This window comes from Enterovirga sp., assembly GCF_028290205.1.
Classification (GTDB): Bacteria; Pseudomonadota; Alphaproteobacteria; order Rhizobiales; family Beijerinckiaceae; genus Enterovirga.
Window position 1 is genome coordinate 1 of the sequence record NZ_JAQGKF010000131.1, and the last position, 4,036, is coordinate 4,036.

A 4,036-nucleotide genomic window follows, 5' to 3' on the forward strand; every position below is an offset into this window, starting at 1 on the left:
TGTTGCTTGAAACCTTGGTGCCAAAGTTTATCTCAGTGACCCGGCCCTGAATGCCCCAGGCAATGTATATACAAGGGCTCTCGACACTGGATCGACGCTGGGCATGCGAGCGAAGCCAACCCTGGAGGACGGCTCTATCAAGCGTCTGTTCGTCAGTGAAGCTTCGATAGTACCTAACGTGTCCAACGGCGGATAATCGTCCGCTTCGGTCGCCTCCGCTTCTTCTTCGACGCTCCCGGCGTCCCCTCAAACCAGCTTGCGACCGCCTCTGGCGTGCTCCCGCTCCGGAGCGCGGCGCCGGTTCCGCCCGTCAGCGCCAGAACGGTTTGGTGCGGGGGAAGGCCTGGTGGGCGGCCGCGGCGGCTTCCAGCAGGGCGGCTTCGCTTCTCTCCTGCTCGGCGGCCGCGCCGGCCGCGTCCAGCAAGGCCGTGCCCGCTCCCGAGGGGGCACGTGGGCGCGAGGCCGAGTGCACCGGCCAGACCCCTGAGTGGCGCGACCCCCAACTGTAACCCATCCATCAGTTGAATGGTGCGTTGGGCGCAAATTGGCTTTGTTGCTGCCCGGCGGAGACGCGAGGGCTCGTGGCGCATCACTCGACGAATGGCGATCCCTGCGGTTCAACCCTCAACAGCGAGCGCGCCGCGGTTCAAGGGGCGCTTCTGTCAAGGCTGTGGGAGGCCAGAAGCATTGCGGTCCGGCTGAACGACCAGCTCCTGATCTACTTGCTCGACATGGCCCTGCTGCGCACGAGGAACCCGAGCGCCGGCTCCTATGACGAGCCGCACTGAGCCCGGCCCCATGACGGGCCGCTGAGGCCCGCGGTCCCCGTCGCCGCGCGAAGCTGGTTCCGTCAGCGCCAGAACGGCTTCGTGCGGCGGAAGCTCCGGTGGGCGGCGGCGGCCGCCTGCAGCAAGGGGGCCTCGGGGCTCTCCGGCCCGGGAGCCTCCTCCCCAGCCGGGCCCGGACCGCTTGCCGCCCCGGGCGGGGACTCGGCCGGCCCGACGGGCTCGGCGTCGTCGGCCGTCCTCGGCTCCGCTCCGGCCTCCGGCTCCGCTCCGACGTCCGGCTCCGCTCCGGCGTCCGGCTCCGCTCCGGCGTCCGGTCCCGCGACCGGCTCGAGGCCCTCCGTCGCGGCGGGCTCTGAAGCCGTCTCCGTCGTGTCCGGGGCCGCGGGTTTCCCCGCCGGCTGGGCCAGGCTGTGGGCGAGCTCGTCCCCGGTCGCGATGTCGTTGAGGTCCCCCAGGCTGTCCTGCAGCCCGGACAGGGCAGCCACGAACGCCTCCCGGCGGCGGCCTCGCTTGCCGCCCGGAAACAGCCCGGCGAAGAACTCGCTCGCGTAGCGCAGCTTCTTGGCCGCGATCCTGACCTCGTGCCGGGCCTCGGGGTCCAGGTCCGCGAGGTGGCGGCCCGAGCGTTTCAGCTGCCGCCGGCGCTTGCTCAGCACTTTCGCGGCGACATCGCGCGCGTCCTTCTGGCCGGCGTCGCGCTCCAGCCACGCGCCGGTTTCGATCCAGGCGGAGAGTTCGACCAGAAAGGTGCGGCAGCCGCGTCCCTGCACTCTGCGGAGCAGCCCGTCATAGGCGGCGGTGCGACGCTCCTCGATCCGGGCCTCCGACCCGGCGGGCCCGGGCGTGCCGGCCGCCTCGGCGGCCTTGAGGCGCTCGCGAAAAACGTCGAGGTTGCGGGCCGCTCCGAACAGGGCCGAGAGCGCCCGCAATTCCTGCCGGATCGCATCCGCCTGGCTGTCCGCCACCACCTTCCTGTGCAGGCTCAGCGCGGAGCGAAGACGCCTGAGGGCGACGCGAGCCTGATGCAGCGCGTCGGGCGAGCGGCTGCGGAGCAGCAGCGCCTCGTTCAGGAGGTAGTGCCGCAGGCACGACCGGGCGACAGCCTGAAAGGCGGCCGCCGCGCTGGCGCCCTTGGCCAAGGCCACGGGACCGGCCTTGACCGAGGATGGCTCCTCGCGGTCGGCCAGCGCGTAGCCGCGGTCGGATTTGGCGCTTGCGCCGAGGCGGAGCCCGGGCCAGGCGGCCAGCTCGGTGGCCAGCCCGAACAGCTCGGCCGCCTCGCCGTCTTCCAGTTCGAGTTCGACCTCGGAGATCGGCTCGTCGCGGCCGTCGGCCCGGACGGCTCCGAGATCCACCGTGACCAGAAGGCGGGAGCCGTTCCGCTCGAGCCGCCAGCCGCGCCGTGTCACGGCCGTCTCGAAGACCGGCACCAGGGCGCCGCGCCGGGCGAGGTGGCGGCGGGCTTCGGCCGCGGCGAACAGCGCCCCGTCGGGCGTGTCGCCTGCGATCTCCTGTTCCCATTCGGGCCGGTCGAACAGCCCGGCCCCGAGGCCGCTGCCGGCCTTCAGGGTCTGGATGCGGCGCGTGCCGTCATGGCGAACCCGCAAGGACAGGCCGCGCCGCCGCAAAGCCCGCTTGGCGGTATCGAAATAGACGGAGCGCAGCTCCTGGGTTTCCGCGGGTGCGCCGAACGTCGCTGCGAGCCGCCGCTCCAATCCGCGGCGCCCGGACGGATCCAGCTGCAGCTTGAGCTCGATCTCTCGACTATCGCTCATCAGCGCAGCTCCGCCACCGGCGGCAGGTGTCACCTATGTGACAGGCCCGAGTCGAGGGGCTGGACCGGACGCTGCGCCGGCGCGACGAAGTCGGCTGCCGCATAGCCCTGGAGATAGAGGAGGGCGGTCAGGTCGGCGTGGTCGATCCGGGCATGCGCGGCGGCCGCCACGGCCGGCTTGGCCCGGTAGGCGACACCGAGCCCGGCCTCGGCCAGCATGGCGAGGTCGTTGGCGCCGTCGCCCACGGCCAGCGTGTCGGCCGGCGCGAGGCCGAGCCGGGCGCGCAGCTCCCGCAGCGTGGCGAGCTTGGCCTCGCGGCCGAGGATCGGCTCGGCCACGCGCCCGGTCAGCGTACCGTCCTCCACGAGGAGGCGGTTGGACCGGTCCTCGTGGAAGCCGAGCGTGGCGCCGATCGGCCCGGTGAACAGGGTGAAGCCGCCGGACACCAGGCAGGTATAGGCGCCGTGCGCCCGCATGGTCGCGACCAGCGTGCCGCCGCCCGGCATGGGGGTGATGCGCTCGGCGATGATGCGGTCCACGGTCGCGGCGGCGAGCCCCTGCAGAAGCGCGACGCGGTCGCGGAGCGCGGGCTCGAAGCTGATCTCGCCCCGCATCGCCCGCTCGGTGATCTCGGAGACCTGCGCCTTGAGGCCGACGAAATCGGCCAGCTCGTCGATGCATTCCTGCTCGATCATGGTGGAATCCATGTCGGCCAGGAACAGCCGCTTGCGGCGGCCGGCGCTCGGCTGGATCACCACGTCCACCGGGGCGCCGGCGAGCGCCTCCCGGAGCGCCGCCTCGACAGGAACCGGGTCGGCCCCGTAGAGCGGCAGGTCGATGGCCACGCCTTCCTTCAGCACCAGCATGCCGGCCGTGGCCGGGCCGAGCGCCGCCTCGACCTTGGCCGCGAGGGCGGCCGTGAGGCACGGATCGGCCGGGTTGGCGACCAGGGTGGCGGTCAGGGGGGTGTCGGCCGCGGGCCGGATTCTGCTCAAGGCCGGGGCTCGGCGTCTGTGTCCGTGACGGGGTTGGAGGCGATCCTCATCGCAGGGCCGACCGCCTCGGGCAAGTCGGCCCTTGCCGTGCGGCTCGCCCGCGAACTCGGCGGCACGGTCGTCAACGCCGATTCCATGCAGGTCTATGGCGACCTCCGGATCCTGTCGGCGCGGCCCTCGCCGGACGAGGAGGCGGCGGCCCCGCACCGGCTGTTCGGCCATGTCGACGGGGCCGTGAACTTCTCCGTCGGCCACTATGTCGAGCAGGCCTCCTCCGTGCTGGCGGAAATCTGCGGCAGCGGCCGGGTGGCGGTCGTCACCGGCGGGACCGGGCTCTATTTCAAGGCCCTGACGGAGGGTCTCTCGGACCTGCCGCGCGTGCCGGACAGCGTGCGGGCGGCGGTGCGGGCGGAGGCGGAGAGCCGCTCGGCCGCGGAGCTCCATGCCGGGCTCGCGGCGCGCGACCCCGAGACGGCCG

The 4,036-nt window shown here is 72.6% G+C and carries 4 protein-coding genes; 2 read left to right on the forward strand and 2 right to left on the reverse strand.

The features are described from left to right. Window positions 1-581 precede the first annotated feature (581 nt). Window positions 582-788 carry a hypothetical protein gene (locus JWR86_RS09310; protein ID WP_299564065.1) on the forward strand — a complete coding sequence of 69 codons (207 nt, stop codon included), beginning with the start codon at window positions 582-584 and terminating at the stop codon, window positions 786-788. Between the two features lie 62 nt (window positions 789-850). On the opposite strand, the gene JWR86_RS09315 is transcribed toward JWR86_RS09310, so the two are convergent. Then, window positions 851-2,563, reverse strand: coding sequence for a CHAD domain-containing protein (locus JWR86_RS09315; RefSeq protein ID WP_299564068.1), 1,713 nt, complete (start codon window positions 2,561-2,563; stop codon window positions 851-853). 29 nt (window positions 2,564-2,592) lie between these two features. Next, window positions 2,593-3,558, reverse strand: a complete 966-nt coding sequence (gene serB / locus JWR86_RS09320; RefSeq protein WP_299564070.1) for a phosphoserine phosphatase SerB — start codon at window positions 3,556-3,558, stop codon at window positions 2,593-2,595. A gap of 18 nt (window positions 3,559-3,576) precedes the next feature. Here serB and JWR86_RS09325 point away from each other — a divergent pair. Continuing rightward, on the forward strand, window positions 3,577-4,036 hold a 460-nt coding region (locus JWR86_RS09325; protein WP_299564073.1), incomplete at its 3' end, for a tRNA (adenosine(37)-N6)-dimethylallyltransferase MiaA.

Excerpts from the sequence above, each read along its gene's own strand:
- JWR86_RS09315 (WP_299564068.1), bottom strand. The coding sequence starts at position 2,563 with ATGAGCGATAGTCGAGAGATCGAGCTCAAGCTGCAGCTGGATCCGTCC.